Source organism: Vibrio sp. 1S139 (assembly GCF_041439475.1).
Classification (GTDB): domain Bacteria; phylum Pseudomonadota; class Gammaproteobacteria; order Enterobacterales; family Vibrionaceae; genus Vibrio; species Vibrio crassostreae_C.
This window is the reverse complement of record NZ_JBGOOD010000046.1, coordinates 13,903-37,664: the sequence shown is the minus strand read 5'-3', so window position 1 is coordinate 37,664 and position 23,762 is coordinate 13,903. Positions and strand designations below refer to the sequence as shown.

At 46.1% G+C, this 23,762-nt stretch carries 7 protein-coding genes; 2 read left to right on the top strand and 5 right to left on the bottom strand.

The annotated features are described in order from the left end of the window. Both ACED46_RS15445 and ACED46_RS15440 read left to right on the top strand, forming a co-directional pair. On the top strand, nucleotides 1-16,838 hold a 16,838-nt coding region (locus ACED46_RS15445), incomplete at its 5' end, for a tandem-95 repeat protein (protein ID WP_371721829.1). 206 nt (nucleotides 16,839-17,044) lie between these two features. Continuing rightward, complete coding sequence (locus tag ACED46_RS15440; protein ID WP_371721828.1) at nucleotides 17,045-17,398, top strand: hypothetical protein; 354 nt, start codon at nucleotides 17,045-17,047, stop codon at nucleotides 17,396-17,398. A gap of 215 nt (nucleotides 17,399-17,613) precedes the next feature. On the opposite strand, the gene ACED46_RS15435 is transcribed toward ACED46_RS15440, so the two are convergent. The 5 genes from ACED46_RS15435 to ACED46_RS15415 form a co-directional block, all read right to left on the bottom strand. After that, nucleotides 17,614-18,510, bottom strand: a complete 897-nt coding sequence (locus tag ACED46_RS15435) for an RNA polymerase sigma factor RpoD/SigA (protein WP_229647550.1) — start codon at nucleotides 18,508-18,510, stop codon at nucleotides 17,614-17,616. Between the two features lie 413 nt (nucleotides 18,511-18,923). After that, nucleotides 18,924-19,256 carry an Hpt domain-containing protein gene (locus ACED46_RS15430; RefSeq protein WP_017060508.1) on the bottom strand — a complete coding sequence of 111 codons (333 nt, stop codon included), beginning with the start codon at nucleotides 19,254-19,256 and terminating at the stop codon, nucleotides 18,924-18,926. Next, nucleotides 19,250-20,839: a response regulator gene (locus tag ACED46_RS15425; protein WP_017064673.1), complete on the bottom strand. Its 1,590-nt coding sequence runs from the start codon at nucleotides 20,837-20,839 to the stop codon at nucleotides 19,250-19,252. The genes ACED46_RS15430 and ACED46_RS15425 overlap by 7 nt, the downstream gene beginning before the upstream one ends. Nucleotides 20,840-21,128: 289 nt before the next feature. Further along, on the bottom strand, nucleotides 21,129-22,679 hold the full coding sequence (locus ACED46_RS15420; protein ID WP_371721827.1) for a DHA2 family efflux MFS transporter permease subunit: 1,551 nt from the start codon (nucleotides 22,677-22,679) through the stop codon (nucleotides 21,129-21,131). 3 nt (nucleotides 22,680-22,682) lie between these two features. Next, entirely contained in the window at nucleotides 22,683-23,747 is a 1,065-nt protein-coding gene (locus ACED46_RS15415; RefSeq protein ID WP_371721826.1) for an HlyD family secretion protein, read from the bottom strand. Nucleotides 23,748-23,762 lie beyond the last annotated feature (15 nt).

Genomic DNA, 23,762 nt, shown 5'->3' with positions numbered 1-23,762 from the left:
AAGATGGTTCGATTCGTCTAAGCCAAGAGCAGCTGCTTTCTCAAGCATCAGATGTGGAAGGCGATGACTTGACGGCCAGCAGCCTAACGGTCGACGGTGATGCGACAGTTGTAGCTAACGACGATGGCAGTTTCACCATCACGCCAGATGAGAACTTCAATGGCGACATTGATATCAGCTTCGATATCTCAGATGGTACCAATACCGTTCAAGCTTCGGCTGACCTTACTGTTAATCCAGTTAATGACCTGCCAGTCCCTCAAGATCAACAGTTCAGTATTGCAGAAGACGGTACTTTACAGTTCACAGACGCGGATCTGCTTACAGGCGCGACAGACGTTGAAGGTGATAACCTGACGGTTGAGGGCATCACTTATGAAGGCACTGATGGCGTACTGACTGACTTGGGTGAGGGATCATATAGCTTTGCTCCAAACGAAAACTTCAATGGTGATGTGAGCTTTAGCTTCGATGTGTCAGACGGTACCGATACCGTGTCTGCAAACATTGATGTTAGCGTGACTCCTGAGAACGATCCGCCTGTTGCGGGCTCAACGTCCTACACGGTGAATGAAGATAATTCGATTACCATTTCTGATGCACAACTATTGGCAACATCTTCAGATATTGAAGGTGATGTATCGATAGACAGCGTGACTTACTCTGGTAGCGACGGTGTCCTCGAAATCAATGGTAACGGCACTTACACCTTCTCGCCAAATGAGAACTTCAGCGGTGAAATTGCACTGGATGTGGTTGTTGCTGATGAAGAGGGTGCGACCGACTCAACGACCGCGGGCATCAATGTTCTTGAAGTGAACGATCCGCCGGTTGCAGGCCCTACGTCTTACACCATTGATGAAGACTCAGTACTTACCTTCAGTGAGTCTCAAGTGTTGCTTAACGCCTCAGATGTAGAAGGGGATGTTGATCTTGTTGGTATTAGCTACGATGGCCCTGAGGGTATCTTCTCAGTAAATGGTGACGGCACTTGCAGCTTCGCTCCAAATGAGAACTTTAATGGCCAAGTTCAGCTTGATGTCACCATTCGTGATGAAGATGGTGCAGAAGTGGAAACCGTCATCAATGTTGACGTATTACCAATCAATGATGCGCCAGTGTCTGGTGATTTGGCTTACAACGTTAACGAAGATGGTTCAATCACACTGAGCCAAGATCAGCTGTTGTCTCAAGCGTCCGATGTAGAAGGCGAAGATCTAACCGCAAGTGACTTAACAGTTGGTGGTGATGCGACGGTTGTAGCTAACGATGACGGCAGTTTCACGATTACGCCAGATGAAAACTTCAACGGTGACATTGATATTCAATTCAACATCACTGACGGTACTGACACGGTTCAAGCAACCGCCGATCTTACTGTTAACCCAGTTAATGACTTGCCGGTTCCTCAAGACCAACAATTCAGTATCGCAGAAGACGGTACGCTTCAATTTACAGACGCCGACTTACTTACCGGTGCCACCGATATTGATGGCGACGACTTAACCGTTGAAGGTATTAGCTATACAGGTGGTGATGGCGTACTGACCGACCACGGTGATGGTACTTATACCTTTGCGCCAAATGAAAACTTCAATGGCGATGTGAACTTCAGTTTCGATGTGTCTGATGGCACAGAAACCGTTAGCGCTAACATTGATGTGAGTGTGACTCCTGAGAACGATCCGCCAGTTGCGGGTTCAACCTCATACATGGTCAATGAAGACAATGCCATCACAATTTCTGATGAACAGTTGCTAGCTAACTCTTCGGATATTGAAGGTGCGGTGTCGGTTGATACTGTGACTTACAGTGGCACTGATGGTGTGTTCCAAGATAACGGCGATGGCAGCTATACCTTCCTTCCTAATGAAAACTTCAGCGGTGATATCAGCCTTGATGTGATTGTTGCAGATGAAGAAGGTGCAATTGATGAAACCACAGCAGGTATTACCGTTCTTGAAGTGAACGATCCACCAGTTGCGGGTCCAACGTCATACACCATTGACGAAGATTCGGTTCTGACGTTCAGTGAATCTCAGATTCTTGTGAATGCTTCGGATATCGAAGGCGATGTAGAACTTGTTGGCATTAACTACGATGGCTCTGACGGTATCTTCACTGTAAATGGTGATGGTACATGCAGCTTTGCACCCAACGAAAACTTCAATGGTCAGGTTCAACTGGGTGTGACCATTCAAGATGAAGATGGCGCAACGGTTGAAACACACATTAACGTTGATGTATTGCCAATCAATGATGCGCCAGTATCGGGCGATTTGGCTTACACCATCAATGAAGATAGCTCCATCACGCTAAGCCAAGAGCAATTGCTAGCAAGAGCAGGTGATATCGATAGCGATAACTTAGAAGCTATCAATCTATCTACTGATGAAAATGCGACCATCCAACACAATGATGATGGCAGCTACACCATCACACCGAACGCAGATTACAACGGTGACCTAGATCTGAACTTCGATATCATCGATAACGATGGTGGTTCAGTTCAAGTTGGCCTAGACATTACCGTGAATCCGGTTAATGACTTGCCACAAGCGCAAGATCAACAGTTCACGATTGAAGAAGACGGTACGTTACTCTTCACCGATGCTGACCTGCTTGCAGGTGCGTCGGATATTGATGGTGATGAACTGTCGATTGAAAACGTACTCTACACAGGTGCAGATGGTATTCTTAGCGATAATGGCGACGGCACATATAGCTTTGCTCCAAACGAGAACTTCAATGGTGATGTTCAATTCTCATTCGATGTCTCTGACGGTACTGATTCAACATCAGCTGTTATTGATGTCAGCGTAACGCCTGAGAATGACCCACCAGTAGCGGGCTCAACATCGTACACAGTTCAAGAAGATGGCCAAATCACGATCAGTGATGAGCAATTATTGGCAAACTCTTCCGATGTAGAAGGTGATGTTTCACTGTCTGGAGTATCGTACTCCGGTGATGACGGCTCTTTTGTTGATAATGGCAATGGTACTTACACCTTTACGCCAAATGAAAACTTCGATGGTGATATTTCACTAGACGTTGTTGTCGTTGACGAAGACGGTGCAACCGCAACCACAACCGCTGGCATCGATGTTATCGCTGTGAATGACGGACCTGAAACTTCGGGCATTCAGGCTGAAGTCGATGAAGATAATTCAATCACCATTACTCAAGAGCAGTTACTCGCTAATGCGACCGATGTTGAAGGTGATGAGTTAACGGCATCTAACCTACAAACCAACGATCCAGATGCGACAATTGTTACTAATGACGATGGTTCATTCACTATTACGCACACAGAAAACTTCAATGGCGAGTTGGACTTCACATACAGCATCAGTGATGGTGAGAATGAAGTTCTGACGACACTCGACTTGACGGTTAACCCTGTCAACGATGCGCCAGAAGCGGGCGATGAAATCTTCATCCAAGCGCAAGAAGACCAAACAGTTGGTGTGACACTTCGTGAAGAACCAGCACTACGTTTAGACCAAGCGCCAGAAAACGGCATCATTGAAGCAAATGTGAATGACGAATGGGTGGTACTGGAAGTAGGACAAGAAGTTCCTGCAGATACCGAAGTGCGCTTTGTTCCAAGTGAAGATGCTCTTGCTGAAGGTACACACACCACACAAATCGGTACGTTTGACGATAACGCGAGTGTGGATGATTGGGGTACAGAAGTTGACCCTTATACGCGTGAGTTCTCAGATGGTGACTTAACGGTAACTGTTCAAAGTAACGATGACCCTCTTGGTGCCTGGAATGGCAACACCCACATTGGTCATGGTATCGGTGATACTGACCGCCAAGGCTTAAGTGGTGATGAGAAACTGACGGTTTCAGTTGAAGGTCAAGACATCAATGAAATCAGTTTCCACCTAGATGGTTTGGGTGGCTGGTTCATGGAAGAGTCTCGTCACTTTACAGAAGTAGAAATCAAAGCGTTCAATGAGGATGGCGACCTAATTGACTCGATGACTTACCACAAAGAAGACCGTGGTACTTTCGAGACAGATTACACGCTAACGGTTGATCAACCAGTGTCCTACTTTGAGCTCGGTACCGTGCAAGGTAATGGTACTTACGTCGTTCAAAACATGACAGTGTCACAAACTTGTCATGATGAAGCGGTGTTTACATCGATTGGTGTAGATGGCTCAGAGATTACTGAAACGGTTGAGTTGAATATCCATGCGGGTGACAACGAAATCGAGTTAACGGCTGATCTTCCGAATATTACTGTCGATACCGATGGTTCTGCCCAGTTTGCTTCGGTTGTGATTACCGAAGAGCAACTACTGGCGCAAGCATCTGATATTGATGGCGACGACCTTGATATTGAAAATCTAGAGCTAGTGGGTGAAAACTCAGAGCATGCAACACTCACCGATAATGGTGATGGCACTTGGACGGTAACACCGGATGAAAACTTCCATGGTGAAATCGAACTTGGTTACCAAGTTACCGATGGTGAGCTGACAGACAGCAATATCATCAATATCAATTTCGAATCAGTAAATGATGCGCCAATCGTTTCTGGCCCGATTGTTCTATCGACAGATGAAGATGAAGGTATCACGTTCAGTGCAGATGACTTGCTAGCGAACACCACAGATGTGGAAGGCGATACGCTGTCTATTTCTGACATCACTTACGGTGGTGATAACGGTGAGCTAGTTGATAACGGCGATGGTACGTTTACCTTCATGCCGAATGAAAACTTCAATGGTGAAATCGACATCGACTACAAGGTGTTTGATGGAACTGATGAAGTTGCAACGCATCTAGACCTAACGGTCGTACCAGTCAATGATGTGCCGGTTCCGGGTGAACCATTGCACACCCAAATGCTTGAAAACGGCTCCATGATCATCGAAGCGAAAGACCTATTGTCTGGTGCTACCGATGTTGATGGCGACATTCTTCATGTCGAAAACCTATTACTTGCAGACCAAACGCAAGGTACGTTAACGGATAACGGTGATAATACCTTTACCTTCGAACCTGCAGAAGACTTCTACGGTGAAGTGAATCTGACTTTCGATATCAGTGATGGCCAAGCAAGCGCACCAAGTACAGCAAGAGTTGACGTTGAAATTGTCAATGAAGGCCCAGAGGTTGGTGGTCCAATTGAAGCCGCTGTTGATGAAGATGGTTCAATCACTATCACTCAAGAGGATCTGTTAGCGAATGCAACCGATGTAGATGGCGATAACCTTGAAGCGGTTAACTTTGCGACCAACGATCCAAATGCGGTTGTTGTAGAAAACCCAGACGGTAGCTTCACTATTACACCAAGTGCAGATTTCTTTGGTGAGATTGAGTTTACTTATGATGTCACTGACGCGATCGAAACTGTTGCGGCTGACCTCAACCTAACCGTAAACCCTATCAACGATGCTCCAGACGTGCCTGACATGTCTTTCACTACGGAAGACGGTCAAGCGATTACCATTACCGAAGCTGAACTATTAGCACAAGCGACAGACATTGAAGGCGATGAACTGTCAGTTGTGAATGTGACGAGTGCAAGCGACACGGTAGAAGTCACAGACAATGGCGATGGAACATACACATTAACACCAGAGCAGGGCTTCTTCGGTAACGTTGACTTAGCGTTTGATGTGAGCGATGGCACTGATGTGGTTGCCGCAAACATCGACCTAAAAGTTGAGTTCGTCAACGATGCGCCAGAAGCGACGCCAATGTTGGCAGATGTCGACGAAGATGGTTCAATCCTCGTTACACAAGAAATGTTGTTGGAGAACGCGAGCGACCAAGATGGCGATGAGTTATTTGCAAGCGCGCTTGAAACTAACGATCCAAATGCCAGCATTGTAGACAATGGTGATGGCACGTACACAGTGACACCTTCAGAGAACTTCAATGGCGATATTGCATTCACTTATGAGGTGAGCGACGGTGAGCTGAGCACGTCTAATGATATGACATTGACCGTTAATCCGGTGAATGACATTCCAATTGTTGCTCCAGGAATGTACCACATCGAAGAGGATGGCAGCATCCTGTTCACTCAAGAAGATCTATTGAGTGCTGCAATTGATATTGATGGCGACGACCTAAGCGTTACCAGCATCAATTACTCTGGTGATGAAGGCACAGTAACCGACAACGGCGATGGCACGTTCAGCTTCGTTCCTGAAGAGCACTTCAGTGGTGATCTGCAGTTCAGCTTTACTGTGACAGACGGTACGGATGAAGTTGAACAAGACATTAATGTTCACATTGAAGCAGTTGCTGATGCGCCTGACTTAGTTATCACGGATGGTGATGGTGTTAACGTCGACGACCAGGCGATTTTGGTTGAGCCAGGCGGTATTGTTGAACTGAACATTGCTGCGGCACTTGTCGACCAAGACTTGTCTGAAACACTCACTGTTACAGTAGATGGTGTGCCAGAAGGTTCGGTTATTCAATACGATAACGAAGGCGTTCTGAATGACCAAGAGAACGGTATCATCAGTTACAACGACACTGAAATCACAGTAACGTTTGAAGGTGAGACGGCTGGCTACCAAAACGCTGCGGGTTACTACAAAGTAGACGAAGACGGCAACATCACAGGTGTTGAAGTTGTTTACGAAAACGCATCACAAGTTGGTGGTGGCGGCGACCTTGTTCCAGGGCAAGATCAATTCAGCTTCCAAGTCGAGGAAGGCGAAAGCTTTAACCTGTTCTTAATTCCAAACGGACATCAGCACAACGACTTTGATGCGATGCAAGACGGTCAGTACGAGTTCCGTGCTGAGGATGGTTCGCCTGCGAACATGGATACGGTTGATCCTCAACTTGTCTTTGTGGCTGCTGATGGAACCGAGACAGTGATTCAAGGCCAAAATGGTGACGCGATCTTCCATGGTGGTTCAAGCTCTCAGCTAAACCAAGATGGTATCGAACATACTCGTACTACGGTTAATGAAGACGGCGAGCTGGTTTACGGATTTGAAGATTTGTATGGCGGCGGTGATGCTGACTATTCTGACTTCAACTTCACAATCGATGTCGGTGAAGTGAACAGCCAAATCTACAGCGGTGAAGTAACGGTTGGCCCTGATGGTACGGTGAACTTACCAACAACGGCTATCGAAAATGCGTTACAAATCCAGTTACCAGAAGACTTCAATGAGCAGCTTGAAGTTCATGTAACCGCAACTGCGACAGAGTTATCGAATGATGATTCTGAAACGGTATCTCAAACCATCTACATTAACGCGACAGGCGCGCACATTGAGCACGCACCTGAAGCACTTCCGGTTTCTGCAACGGTTGAAGAAGATGGTTCAATCATCATTACGCAAGAAGACTTATTGGCTAATGCGCGTGATTTAGATGGCGATCAGTTGACGGCTCTGAATTTAGCAACCGATGATGAGAGCGTTACGATTACCGATAACGGTGATGGTACGTACACATTAACGCCAGATGCTGATTTCAATGGCGATGTGAGCTTTACGTTTGATGTGTCTGATGGTGATGATGTTGTCTCTACCAACCTTGAGTTAACAGTTTCACCAGTAAATGACGGTCCAGAAGCACAAGACCACGCATTCACAGTCGGCGAAGATGGCGTGTTAACGTTCAATGACCAAGACCTATTAACAGGTGCAACGGACATTGAAGGGGACGACCTAAGTGTTGAAGGTGTAACTTACACTGGCGCAGATGGTGTCCTAACCGATAATGGCGATGGCACCTACAGTTTCGCGCCGAATGAAAACTTCAATGGCGATGTGAACTTCTCGTTCAATGTATCAGATGGAACCGATACGGTAACCGCTAACATTGATGTGAGCGTGACGCCAGAGAATGATCCTCCGGTTGCGGGTAGTACGTCTTACACGGTTCATGAAGACAACTCTATTACAATCAGCAACGAACAACTGCTAGCGAACTCTTCGGATATCGAAGGCGAAGTCGCAATTGATAACGTGACTTACAGTGGTAGCGACGGTGTTCTGGAAATCAACGGTGACGGTACATACACCTTCTCGCCAAACGAGAACTTTAATGGCGAAGTTAGCCTAGATGTTGTCGTGACGGATGAAGATGGAGCGACTGAAGCAACAACGGCGGGTATTACTGTCCTTGAGGTGAACGATCCGCCAGTTGCTGGCCCTACGTCATACACCATCGATGAAGATTCAGTACTGACTTTCAATGAGTCTCAAGTTCTGTTGAACGCTTCTGATATTGAAGGTGATGTTGAGCTTGTTGAGATCAACTACGATGGCCCAGACGGTATCTTCTCAATCAATGGTGACGGTACATGTAGCTTCGCTCCGAATGAAAACTTCAACGGCCAAGTTCAATTGGATGTAACCATTCAAGATGAAGACGGCGCTCAAGTTGATACGTTTATTACGGTTGATGTATTACCAATCAACGATGTACCAGTATCAGGCGACCTTGCATACAGTGTTGAGGAAGACGGTTCGATTACCTTGAGCCAAGAGCAGCTTCTTTCTCAAGCGAGTGATGTAGATGGCGACGACCTTACTGTTTCTAACTTGATTGTTGATGGAGACGCGACGGTTGTTGCTAACGATGACGGCAGCTTTACCGTTACGCCAGATGCGAACTTCAATGGTGACATTGACCTAACGTTCGACATTAGCGATGGTACAGATACGCTGGTTGCGACGGCTGACCTAACCGTTAACCCAGTCAATGACCTTCCACAACCACAAGATCAAACGTTCAGCATCGGCGAAGACGGCATCTTGAACTTCACTGATGAAGACTTGCTGACAGGTGCGACTGACATTGATGGGGATGACCTGTCGGTTGAAGGCGTTACTTACACAGGTGCGGATGGTGTTCTTACTGATAATGGCGATGGAAGCTACAGCTTTGCGCCAAACGAAAACTTCAATGGTGATGTGAACTTCAGTTTTGATGTGTCAGATGGCACGGATACAGTTCAAGCCAACATTGATGTCAGCGTGACACCAGAGAACGATCCACCGGTTGCAGGTAGCACGTCTTACACCGTTCATGAAGACAACTCAATTACCATCAGTGACGAACAGTTACTTGCTAACTCTTCGGACATTGAAGGTGATGTGGCCGTCGATAGCGTGACTTACACTGGCGCTGACGGTGTCTTTGAAGACAATGGTGACGGTACTTATACCTTCTCACCAAACGAAAACTTCAACGGCGAAGTTAGCCTTGATGTTGTCGTTACCGATGAAGAGGGCGCAACTGAAGCGACCACCGCGGGTATTACTGTACTTGAGGTGAACGATCCACCAATCGCAGGCTCAACCAGCTACTCAGTCAACGAGGACGAAGTTATCACCATCAGTTCAGAGCAACTGTTGGCAAACGCTTCTGATATCGAAGGTGAAGTGGCGATTGATAGCGTTAACTACACAGGTTCAGACGGTATCTTTACCGACAATGGTGACGGAACATTCAGCTTCGCACCTAACGCTAACTTCGATGGCGACGTAAGCCTTGATGTTGTCGTTACTGATGAAGAAGGCGCAACCGTAGCGACCAACGCAAGCATTGATGTTCTGCCTGTTAACGATGCTCCGGTATCGGGCGACTTGGCGTACAGCGTGGACGAAGATGGTTCAATTACCTTGAGCCAAGAGCAATTACTTGCTCAAGCGAGCGATGTTGACGGCGATGACTTAACAGCGGCTAATCTAACTGTTGGTGGTGATGCGATAGTTACAGCAAACGATGATGGTAGTTTCACTATCACGCCAGATGCTAACTTCAATGGCGACATTGATTTGAACTTCGACATTACCGATGGTGATGCGACGCTTCAAGCAACGGCTGACCTAACGGTTAACCCAGTTAATGACTTGCCAACAGTCGGTGAGCCACAATTTGTGACTCAAGAAGACACCAGCTTTACCTTCACTGAAGAGCAACTGCTGCAAAATGCAGGCGACATTGATGGCGATAACTTATCGGTTGAAAATGTGGCTTCAGATAGCGGTACTTTGGTTGATAACGGCGACGGTACTTATACATTTGCACCGAATGAAAACTTCGACGGCAATGTGAATGTGACGTTCGACGTGAATGACGGTACCGCGACAGTACCAGCAGAAGCGACGATTGATGTTCAATCTGTGGTTGATATGCCAGAGCTGTCGATTGCTTCTGACCTAGTGATTGCTTCAGACAACTTCGAGTCTGGCTCAAACGGTTGGAATACAGGCACAGAAAGCTCTCAAGGCTTCGAGTCGGGTGACATGCTAGGTCGTATTGGTGGAACGGGCGGTGATGAAGCCGTCAGCAAAACTTACGACATTCCAAGTGATGTGAGCGAAGTTAATATCTCGTTTAGCTTCTACGAAATTGACTCTTGGGATGGTGAGTCGTTCCAAATCTTTGTTGGTGGCGAAGAGCTTACTTCGTTAGATAATTCTACGTTCCGTACTCAAGATGGCACAACAACGCTTTACGATTCAGAAGGAAATGAAGTCGGCGAAGTGGTTCACGGCGTATCGCAAGGTGAGGGCTTCAGTGGTTGGAATGACCAAGCACATCAAATCAACCTAACGGTACCAGTAGAAGACGGCCAACTTGAACTTGGCTTCGGTTCAACCCTGAATCAAAGCGTCGATGACGAGGCGTTTGGTATCGACAACATCGAAATCACAGTGTCTGACGCGGATTACCAAATCATTGGTACTGAAGACACACCTGTACCACTTGATATTGATGCAGCTCTAACAGATACCGATGGCTCAGAAAACCTTGCTATCTTGATTGAAGACGTGCCAGAAGGCAGCTCGCTTTCTGCAGGTACCGATAACGGTGATGGCATTTGGTCATTGCAACCAGGCGAGCTAGAAGGGCTAGAGTTTATCCCTTCAGGTGACTTCAATGGTGATGTGGTTCTAACTGTGAATGCAACATCAACAGATGTTGATACAGGTACAACCGCAACAGCTACGCAAGACGTGACGATTCACATCTCACCTGCGAACGATGCTCCAGAAGTTGACGGTGATATTAGTGCCGTTACAGCCGAAGATAACAGCATCACGCTAACTCAAGAGCAGTTGCTAGAGCACGCTGTCGACATTGATGGTGATGACCTATCAGCAATCAACCTAACCACCAATGATGAAAATGCGACCGTTCAAATGAACGACGATGGCAGTTTCACCATTACACCGAGTGAAAACTTCAACGGTAATATCGAATTTAGTTACGATGTCACCGATGGAGAGGACATGGTCGCTGCTGGCCTAGACTTGACGGTAACACCTGTCAATGATGCGCCAGAGCCACAAGATCAAGCATTCACTATTGGTGAAGATGGGGTTCTTAACTTCACTGACGCAGACCTGTTAACGGGTGCAACGGATGTTGAAGGTGACGACCTAACAGTCGAAGGTGTGACATACACTGGTGCTGATGGTGTGCTTACCGACAATGGTGACGGAAGCTACAGCTTTGCGCCAAACGAGAACTTCAATGGTGAATTCTCGATTAGCTACAACGTAGACGATGGCAACGGTGGGGTTACTCCAGCGGAACTAGACGTGACTGTAACAGCAGTTAACGACCTTTCTGTAATTTACGACCACGACTACACCATTAATGAAGATGGTTCGCTGACCTTTACCGATGAACAGCTACTGACTGGTGCAACGGATATTGACGGCGATGATCTTTCTGTCGAGTCGGTTAACTACGAAGGTACAGACGGTGTGTTCACGGATAACGGCGACGGTACTTATACCTTTGCTCCAAACGAGAACTTCAATGGTAATGTCGACCTAACTTACGATGTGAGTGATGGTACAGATGTTGTATCGGCGAATATTGATGTTCAAGTGGTTCCAATCAACGACGTACCGGTAGCGGGTTCTACGACTTACAGTGTTGAAGAAGACGGCAGTATCACCCTAAGCGATGCACAACTTCTAGCGAATAGCTCGGATGTTGAAGGGGAAGTGTTTGTCAGCGATGTAAGCTACAGCGGCACTGATGGTGTATTCACTGATAATGGTGATGGTACTTACACCTTTGCTCCAAACGAAAACTTTAACGGTGACATCAGTCTTGATGTATCTGTTATGGATGAAGATGGCGCAACCGCTGAAACAACCGCAGGTATCGACGTCATTGCTGTTAATGACTTGCCGGTTGCAGGTTCAACGACCTACAGCGTTGACGAAGATAACGTGATTACCATCTCTGAAGCACAGCTTCTTGCGAACAGCTCAGACATTGAAGGTGATGTATCCGTTAGCGACGTTTCCTACTCAGGCGCAGACGGTATATTTACTGACAATGGTGATGGTACTTACAGCTTCGCACCAAATGAAAACTTCAACGGCAATGTCAGCCTAGATGTCACCGTTGCTGATGAAGAGGGTGCAACGGCTGAAACCACTGCGGGTATTGAAGTTATCGCGGTTAACGACGCGCCAGTGTCAGGTGACTTGGCTTACTCAGTGGATGAAGATGGTTCAATCACGCTAAGCCAAGAGCAACTGCTGGCTCAAGCATCGGATGTGGACGGCGATGATCTTACCGCGGCCAACCTAACCGCGGGTGATAGCGCTACCGTTACGGCAAACGATGATGGTTCATTTACTATTACACCGGATGCCGACTTTAATGGTGATATTGACCTAAGCTTCGACCTTTCTGATGGTACTGAAACGGTTGTGGCAACGGCCGACCTTACTGTGAATCCAGTGAATGACATCGCGGTTGTAGAAGATGTCGCTTACACCATTGAAGAAGATGGTTCACTTACCTTTACAGACGAGCAACTGCTAGCGGGTGCCTCTGATATTGATGGTGACGAACTTTCAGTTGCTGATGTGTCTTACACTGGCGCAGAAGGTGTGTTCACTGACAATGGCGATGGCACTTACACCTTTGCACCGAACGAGAACTTCAATGGTGACGTAAGTCTGGACTTCTCAGTATCTGATGGTACAGATACGGTTGACGCAAATATCGACGTAACGGTAACAGACGTTAACGATGCACCAGTCGCAGGCGCAACGTCTTACCAAATGAACGAAGATGGCACCATCACATTGAGCCCTGAGCAGTTGATTGCTAACAGCTCCGATGTGGACGGTGAAGTGTCGCTTGATAGCGTGAGCTACTCAGGTGCAGACGGTATATTGGTTCAAAATGAAGATGGTTCGGTAACGTTCGCACCAAACGAAAACTTTAACGGCGACATCAACCTTGATGTGACAGTTATTGATGACGACGGTGCAACGGCTCAGACTACTGCTGGTATTGAAGTCATTGCAGTTAACGACGCACCAGTGGCCGGAAACGTGGCTTACTCGGTTGATGAAGATGGTTCAATTACGCTATCTCAAGAGCAGTTGCTGGCTAACGCATCCGATGTTGATGGTGATGCACTGACCGCAAGCAACCTATCTGCAGGTGACAATGCGACTGTAACAGCGAACGAAGATGGTTCATTTACTATCACTCCGGATGCTGACTTCAACGGAGACATAGACCTAAGCTTCGATGTTTCAGATGGCCTTGAAACTGTTCAAGCTGGCGTCGACCTAACGGTTAACCCAGTCAATGACCTACCAACAGCAGAAGACCAAAACTTTACCGTTGAGGAAGATGGAACGCTAATCTTCACGGATGCAGACCTACTAGCAGGCGCTGCAGACATTGACGGCGATGACTTGTCTATCACGGATGTGTCTTACACGGGTGCAGAGGGTGTGTTCACTGACAACGGTGACGGCACTTATAGCTTTGCTCCGAACGAGAACTTCAATGGCGATGTAAACCTTGGCTTCACAGTGACTGATGGCACTGAGACAGTCGATGCCAATATTGGTGTGACGGTAACGGATGTTAACGATGCGCCGGTAGCGGGTTCTACGTCTTACCAAATGAACGAAGATGGCACCATCACAATCAGCCCTGAGCAGTTAATTGCTAATAGCTCTGACGTTGATGGTGAAGTGTCACTTGAAAGCGTGACTTACTCAGGCTCTGACGGCACCTTGGTTCAAAACGATAATGGGTCTGTGACCTTCACGCCAAACGAGAACTTTAATGGTGATATCAGCCTAGATGTGGTCGTGACCGATGATGACGGTGCAACGGCAACAACAACGGCAGGTATCGAAGTTCTGGCTGTGAACGATGGACCTGAATCTGAGGATGTGAAACTAACCACAGCCGAAGACAGCACCATTCTTATCACACAAGACATGTTGTTAGCTCAAGCTACCGACATCGATAACACCGCAGACGAGCTGTCGGCTTCTGGTCTACAAATCGACCCTAGCTTGGGTGAGTTGCTAGATAACGAAGATGGTACTTGGTCATTTGCACCAAACGAAAACTTCAATGGCGATGTGCCAATGACGTTTAACGTTAGCGATGGCCAAGAGACAATTTCAGTCGACGGCAACATCGATGTTACGCCAGTGAATGATGCACCTGAAGCGCCAATGATTGAGATGCAAGGCGAAGAAGATGTGGTCATGGTGATTGACCCGGCTTACATCGCGGATCAAGTGACAGACCTTGATGGCGACGAGATCAGCATTGAGAGCATCACAGTTCGAGCTCCAGCGAACGCGACCTTAACTCAGCAACCAGACGGCATGTATCACTTAGTGACTACTCAAGACTTCAATGGCTTAGTAGAACTCGGTTATCAAGCGACTGACGGTGAAGAAGTGGTTGATGGCTCGCTGAATGTGGATGTCATTCCGGTTAACGACGCACCATTCAACGTCGGCAACGCAATGATGACCACCAACGAAGATGGCGCGTTCACCTTCGATGCTGGCGACTTGATGAGCTTGTTCGGTGACATTGATACCGCAGACCTTGTTGTTTCTCGCATTATCACCGCAGACGGTGAAGATGGCGGAGAAGTTACAGACAACGGTGATGGTACTTGGACATTCACACCAACAGGCGACTTTGCGGGTGTTTCTGACCTACAAGTTGTCGTGAGTGACGGTGAGTTCGAAACGGTTCTCGATGTTCCTGTGTACGTACGTCCTGTCGCAGATGGCGCGGTTATTTCAACTGACCATGACGGTCCATTAGTCTTCGGCGAAGATGAAACGGGTCACTTGGGACTGAACGTTGGCCTAGTCGATGATTCAGAAACACTAAGTAACTTGGTGATGACAGGTTTCCCTGTTGGATTCGAGGTAACAGATGGTGTGAATACCGTGATGATCACCGAGCCGGGTCAATACATCGACCTGTTCGACTGGGATATCTCAAACATTCAAATGACGCCGCCTGAAGACTTCCATGGTGAGTTCTTCGTAACCGTAAGCGCAACAACGGTTGATTACGGAGATGAGCCGGAAGCGTTTGATGATGGTATCGATTCAGGTGATTTCGAAACTGTGGCGGGTGATTCCATCATCCTAACGGCGGACGACCTAATTGGTTTGGCTGAGAATGTGGATGCAGACAGCGATGATGAAGTGAAACTGGTTCATCTTGCCGACCGCAGCCAAGGTGAGATTGTCGATAATGGCGATGGCACTTGGACGTTCACACCAGCACCAGGCTTCACGGGCGAAGCAGACATTGCGTACGTAGTTGATAAAGATGGCGTGCTTCATGATGAGCAAACTGGCGTAGTCGTGAAAGAAGGTGACTCGCAAGGGAATGCAGCACCAGAAGTTAACAGCATCACAACGACGGAAATCGCAGCGGATGCCACCTTGTCGTTCACTGATGAAGACATGTTAGCGAATCTGAGCGATGCAGAAGGCGACAGCTTGAGCATTGAGTCAGTAAGCTTGATGGAAGGTCAGGGCGTAATTGAGAGCGATAACCAAGGTAACTATCAATTCACTCCTGCTGAAGACTACACCGGCGATGTTCAAGTTGGGTTTATCGCGACCGATGGCGAAAATCGCATCGAAAGCTTCTTCAATGTGGATATCCAAAGTGGCGATGAAGCAGCGGCGAGCGAAGGTTATACCTTAGCTGATGATGGTTCACTAACTATCACGGATGCACAGCTGGTGGATGAGTTAGGCGTCAGTGATTCTGCACAAGTTGTTGATGTTGCAGACGCGAACGATGCTGGCTTCTTTGCCGAATCAGGTGAAGGTGAGTGGACTTACTGGCCGAACGAAGACTTCGATGGCAATTTAGCGATGAATGTTGAAGTTAACGACGGCGGTGAAGTATCAAGTCACAGCTTAAGCATCCAAGTTGAAGATGATTCAGTACAAAGTGATGAACCACAAGTCCAAGCTGCTCAAGCAACAGAAGAGCAACAAGTGGAAGTGGCTCAACAAGCTGATGACCAAGCTCAAGATGCTGAAACTGAAGACAGCGCAGCAGATGTAACTGCGGCGCCGGGCGATACTATCTCTATCTCGATTCCAGATGAGGTGAGTGGTAACGAATCGGTTGATTACGCTGATATGTCTGGCTTACCTGAGGGCGCTACTGTAAGTAACGCACTGGATAACGGTGATGGTAGCTTCACAATCAGTGGCAACTTAGAGCAGCCTGTATCTGTTGAACTTCCAGAAGGTTATGAAGGTACTAGCGAGATCCAATTCCAAGGTTACGACGAATTGGGTAGTTCAATAGACGGTGCTAGCGGTTCTGTTGAGGTTGAGGTCGATGATCAATACACCATGCAAGGTTCTACTCAAGAGCAGCAACCAGACATGGCGGGTATGGAATCTGGAGGCAGCGACTGGACAAGTTCAGGTGGTCAAGATCAAGGTGTTGACTTCACGGATGACTCTGGAAGCTTTGATTCAGAGTCTCAAACTGGAACCGATCAAGGCAACGACTTCGACCAAAGCTCGATTTAATCGAGAGGGCTTGGTTTTAGTCTGAACCGACATTTAGTCTAAACCGACAAGTAGATAGGGCAGCGTAAAGTTGCCCTCATTAAAGCCATGTAGAGTTATTGATACATGGCTTTTTTTTATTTATTTTTTTGTTTCGCTAAATAAACTTGAGAACAGGTAAATATGTCCTTAATTATTAGAAGGGTCCGTTAGACAGGAGGGACGACATGTATCGTTATGTCAGTTCACCGCAAGCGTCGAAGTACATAGTGCCACCGCCTCAACATCGAGAGTTGTCGAGTGTGGATGTGCCTGAGTCTGAATTAGAGATGCGAGAAATATTGAATAATTGGTTTGCTGATGGTTTAGCGCCCATTATTGAAAGTGACGATGACTACATCTTTGCGAGCGATCACGTTCGATTTGAAAAGCTTAGCCGCACCGTTGGGATGTTGTTGAGAAACAAAGATTATTATTTTGCGGCTAAACGGATTTTATCAGTGTGGGAACAAGATTGTCTTGAAACCACTTATATCAATTATCTCATTTTGCGCAGTGAGCGAGTCACTTCTTTAAGGTAAGTTAATGGTGTGGCATTTGTCATTTGTCATTTGTCATTTTTCATTAGGCATTTTTCATTAGGCATTAGGGATTAGCGACTTAGGGTTCGTGTGCTTACGATCTTTTTATTTTTCTAACGAATCAGCAAACAAAAAGGGCAAGCTTGGAGGCTCACCCTAAAGGTCTTTGTTTTGGCTTAACGTTATTTTCAACTAATTCTCAACTGGGTTACGACTTACACCCAACCATCAAATTTGAGTCGTTTTTGAATTCTTTCGACCGCTTCTTTCTGCATTTGTCTAACACGTTCATTAGAAACATTCACATCCAACATTTGTCCGACCTCAGACAGCGTTTTCACCTTGTTATCAAAGAAACCAAAACGGTGGATGAGCACCTTTTGTAATTTTGGAGGAAGTGTATAGATGATTTGTTCTAGAGCTTGGGTAAAGGATTGATCCTCACAATCTTGTTGAGGGTCTGGGATATATTCACTTTCGCATTGATCAAGCACCATAGGCGCATGGCTAGTTCCAACCGTTGTCGTCACGTCAATAAACCCGCTTAACGCCACCAGTTGATCGACGCGTTCGGCCTTTACACCTGAACTGTCTGATAGCTCAGAAATTGAAACCTCTTTACTCATTTTTTTGCTTGCATCGAGCTTTTTTGAGGCGAGGCTGTTTATTTCTTTACACACGTGGGCTGGCAATCGAACGGTTCGACCCGTGTTCATGAGTGCGGCTTCAATGTTTTCGCGGATCCACCAAACAGCATAGGTTGAAAAACGATAGCCTGGTTCTGGATCGTATTTGTCGATGGCCTTAATCAAGCCAATGTTGCCTTCCTCGATCAGGTCGAGCAGGGTGAAATTATTGCCTTTACGTTTTAGGTAACTCTTTGCGATTTTCACAACAAGGCGCAGGTTTGATTCGATCATTACATCACGCGCTTTTTTCTCACCCGCGCGATTCAATTTTGCGTAATACACCTCATCTTCACGCGACAGCAGATCAATGCCAACAATATCTTTCAGATAATGAGCATAAGGGTCTGCACTGGTAGAAAATGATTCGGTAATGGGTGTTTCATCCGTGAGCCCCTGAAACGCAGCAAAACTATCGTTGTTCATTTCCTTGTCCTTATCTAGCCGACTGAACGTTTTAGTTTTTTTATTATGCCACCAAGTGATTAACGCTTGGTTTCATTAGAGTGTAGATAACAATTTCTTCTTTACCAATAAATAAAATGCAATTTCGTATGTTTATGTCACAAAAAGATCTACAAATATTTAACTATTTTGCATCTCATCAAGTGTGTTGGTTTTTCGTTTAAAACATTAAGACGGATAGTTTATAAAGCATGTGTTATACATCGGTTTATCTAGATAAATGACGTGAATTTATAGGTGTGGGTTAGAACTATAATTGAGAGGAGAAATGATGAGAAAAATGTTAAGAGTCGAGGTTCAATGTTTCCAAGCACCTCAACTCTTTTAGCTGTGTCGGCTGTTAAGTATCGCCATGCACGTTTTAATTCTATCGACTAATAAGTGCTAAGAACCTCATCGATTTGCTGATTAATGATCTTCATTTCGCTGTAGATAACCGAAAGATCATCATCTTGCGGCGCAAGCTTATTGAGTGTGTTTTGTTCTACTCTTTCCAATGCAACTGTGGCCGTTTCTTCACCAAAGCTGGCTAAAATGCCTTTTAAGGTGTGCACGGTAAAATGAAGCTTGCCCCAATCTTGTTGTTGAACCAACTCTTCGATCTCTTGTAGCGAATTGCCATGGTCTTCTTGATATGTAGACAAAACGGCGTAAATGACGTCTCTGTCATTGTCTAAATAGGCGTTTAAAGCATCAAAGTCTAGCATGTGGACTCCTGTCGGCTGAATGTTGAAAATGGGCTAGGCGGCTTAGTGGAAAAACCATACCTTGATGAATCACTAATCCATTGATTCCATTTTGGAGGAAGTTCTAACTGTAAGATTTCTTCTAGATAGTCGTCGCTAAGTTTCTCATCTATATGAGCTTTATTGACGGCGTATATATAGTCAAGTTTGGCGGCAACTGAATATGGGTAACTGTGAATGTAGTCCTTTATTTCTTGGATCGAACCCAAATTTTCAATGTTTATACACGTTGAAGGGTCGACATTTTTGGACTCAAGTTGGTGATTTATGGCTTCTCCACGAGATTTGAGACATTCCACTGTTAAATGATAAAGAGAGTACTCACCAAAGTGGGCGAGCATGGGTAATAACTGAGTGAGCAAATAAGTCGGTTGGCTGTGGAAATTGTTCGCTAACAGTGTCGAAGCTCTAATCACTTTTTTGTGGGCAATCTGAGGGCTATTTTCGATGAGCAATATGCTGCTCTGAAATAGGGCAAGGCTGGCCAAAACTTGCTGCTGTTGTTTTACCGGAAGTTTCAGGTTTACCAACTCGGTGAATTGGTTGGCGTGCTCAAGCAAAATACGTTTGTACTTTAGTTGCGTCTCGCGCTGATACGTTGCTTTTAAGGAATTAAAGTGCGCACCAATGGAATGGATGACATCAATGTCAGCAGCTGAAATGTGGGTTGCATACATCTCACCTAACTTTATGATCATATGTGTGTTATCTGCGTTCTCAGCTAAGTCGATGGCCCTGATTGCACGATGGCTGATGCTGGGAGTCATCTCAAATGCACGAATCGCTAATTTAAGAGCAGGCAGCAGCATTTTATGTTTTTCATAGATACAGCTTAAGCAGTCAATCACGCTCAATGAGAGTGGCTGTGCTATTAGAAAATTGTGGAGCTTATCTATGGCTAAATTTGGCTTGCCTAAGCTGTCGAGAATCAGCGCCTCAGCCACCAATTTGGTTGGGTGCATGTTGGTTTTGGAGTTGTTAATGACGCTAGAGAGTAACTGCCATTTCTTACCTGCAATTAAATGTTCAATCAATGTCGCTTCGAACTGAACGCTAGTACCATTAGGGGAGATCGCCAAAGCTTGAGCTAATCTCTCTTGACTGGCAATGGGATACAAATCATTCAGTTGGGTGAGTTTCTTTGAAACGGACACGGCACTTTGGATCTTTTTACCCAACGTTTGAGTATTAATCGGTTTAGAAACGAAGTGGTGTGCTTCACCTGAAAGGGCGGTTAATACTGTTTCCTGACGCATATCCCCAGAGAGCAAGATTGTCGCCACAGTATGATCGATGAGGCGGTTTCGATACAGAATGCCCAACAGCTCAAAGCCAGTAAAAGACTGTTCTAAGTGGTAGTCAATGAGGAGTACATGAAAAGAGTGTGTCTCGACCGCTTTAATGGCTTTTCGATAGTCGGTCGCAATAAAAATACAGTCGCGCGAAACTCCCAAACTAGCCAGTTGCTGCTTAATAAGTATTGTTGCGCTTTTAGAGTCGTCGACGATCAAAATTCGAAGGTCTGTTGGTAAGGTCAAATCCATTTTCCTTAATACCAAATGTTATTTTTTAATTTAGGTGTCAAGTTGCACATTGTCAAGGTGCCTATATCACATACAAACACTCAATAAACTATTGGTAATTAAAGAGTATTAGATAACATTTATGAAAGCCTTCAAACGCAGGTGACTTTTACCTGATTTTAGTGGGGTTATACGTGTTTTAGAAATAAAAAAGAGGCAAGCCGATAAGCTCACCTCTCTGTTTTATTGTTCGAGTTTTTATTCGAAATGTTGTTCTTTGCTTGAAGTTTTATTTACCGAAACTCTAGCGTTAATCACGCATGTTTAGAATCAATACTGCCGCTAGAGCCAAGAACGCCGTCATCATTAAGAACACATCGTTGTAAGCCATGATGGCTGCTTCACGTTGCATTGTGCCGAGCAAACTTGCTTGTGCTTGTTGCATCGCAGTTGCGGCATCACTTCCTGACTGAATGAAAAACGCTTGTTGTTGCTGAAGCGTCTGCCAACCAAGTTGACTCACTGAAGGTAGCGACTCCTTGATGTGTGCTAAGTGCTCACGGGTTTTGTTTTCCAATAGCGTAGCGATAATCGCGATGCTGAAAGCGCCCCCTAAGTTCCGCATTACGTTGGTTAACGTTGATGCGTCTGGCGTGTCCATTTTGCTGATGTTCTTCATGGCAACCAAAGACAGCGGAACCATGATGAACGGACTACCAATAGCACGCAGAACCATAGATAAAATCAGCTGTTGCCCGCCAAAATCGATTGTCATGTGTGTATTTACGTAACAACTAAAACCGAACATCGCGAAGCCAAAGGTAACCAAGTACTTAGGCTTAATGATCTGTGTTAGCTTTGGCACAATTGGGAATATCAGAAGCTGTGGGAAACCCATCCACATTAGCACTTCACCAATTTCCATCGCGTTATATTGCTGAATTTGAGTGAGATACATCGGTAGAACATAGATAGAGCCGAGCAATGCCATTCCTAGAATCAAATAGGCGATACAAGACATCGCAAATTGCCCATCCCGCAATAGCCGCAGGTTAACCAATGGCTTCTTGTGTTGGAGTTCGTTTATCACGAAGTAAACCAAACTCACCGCCGACACGATACTCAAGCCAATAATAAAGCTCGAACTGAACCACTCTTCACGGTTACCTTCTTCTAACACCACTTCCAAACAACCTAGCCCTAATGCCATGGTGGCGATACCAAACCAATCGGCTTTTTTCAGCGTGCCAAGGTCGAGCTTTTCATCGTCCAAGCCATATCGGATCATGGTGATCACAAGCAAAGCTGGCGGAATATTGATGTAGAAAATATAGTGCCACGAGAAGTTCTCCGTCAGCCAGCCACCAAAGGTAGGGCCAATCGATGGAGCAAAGGTCGCGGTTACACCAAACAGTGCCATACCCACAGCACGCTTGTTGACCGGCAATAACTGAATCACCAGCGAGAAAGCAAGCGGGATTAGAGCACCACCACTGAAGCCTTGCATCGCGCGGAAAACGATCATCGAGGTCATGTTCCAAGAGAACGAACACAACAAAGATGAAATGGTGAAAATGGCTGTCGTCCACGTGATATAACGGCGTTTACCGAGCGCTTTAGAAAGCCAACCACTGAGTGGGATAGCGATCATCTCTGCGACTAGGTAAGACGTAGAGATCCACGAGCTTTCATCCAAGGTGGCTGATAGCGCACCTTGAATATCTTTGAGAGACGAGTTGGTGATCTGAATATCCAAGATCGCCATAAACGCGCCAATCAAGCCGCCAAATAGGGCGATCCAATGGCGTCTCGAAACCTCGTCATCATCATTTGTTTGGGTGACAACACCAGCGTTACTCATGGTCTAGCCTCGTTTATCGATGGTCGCTACCACAGACAAACCAGGAAGCAGTCGACCTTTCAACTCTTGCTGATCTGGAATAGTAATTTTAACCGGTACACGTTGAACGATTTTAGTGAAGTTACCGGTCGCGTTTTCTGGTGGTAGGAGCGCAAATTTAGCGCCAGTCGCAGGGGAGAAACTGTCTACCACACCTTCAAGAGGCTGCCCCGGGAACGCATCCAGCTCTACTTCAACCGTCTGACCTTTGTGAATACCACTTAGCTGTGTCTCTTTGAAGTTGGCTTCAATCCACACTTGGTTGTTTGGTACCAAGCTCATCAGTGGTGCGCCTGCTTGAATCAGCAAGCCTTCACGTACGCTGCGTTTACCAATCACGCCATCTGCTGGCGCGTAAACTTTGGTGTAATCAAGGTTAAGCTGTGCTTGATCTCTCTGGGCTTGAGCTTCGGTCACGGATGCATTTGCTTGCTCAATCTCACTAGCGATAACGGTTAATTGGTCATTGGTTGCAACGAGGTTTGCTTTTGCTTCTTCTAAATCTGCCTGAGTTACTTTTTGTTGTGCAACCATGCTATCGACTTCATCTTGAGACGCGTAGTTACGCTTTAGTAAGCTACGAGAACGTACCACTTGTTGAATCGCGCGTTCGTATTCAACTTGTGCAGAATCAACGCGGCTTTCTGCTTGATTGATCTTGCTACGTTGTAACGTTTGTTGTGCCACTAGATTTTTGACGTCTGATTGCACGACGCTTAAATGGGCGTTTGCTTGAGCGAGTGCTGACTGGTAATCACGGTCATCGATTTGAACCAGCAAATCACCTTCTTTAACCGATTGGTTATCACTCACATAAGACTTAACAATATAGCCAGAGATCTTAGGGCTAATATTCGTGATGTCGCCTTGTAGGTAGGCATTGTCGGTAGATTCAAAGTACTGGCCATAGCCGTACCAGTATCCAGCACCGGCTAAACCCAATGACAGCATGATCGCAGTAGCAATAAGCGGAGCTTTTTTACGTTTTTTTGTGCTTACTGTTTGCGAAGCGTTGTTGTTCTCTGTCATTTTTTCTTTCTCATT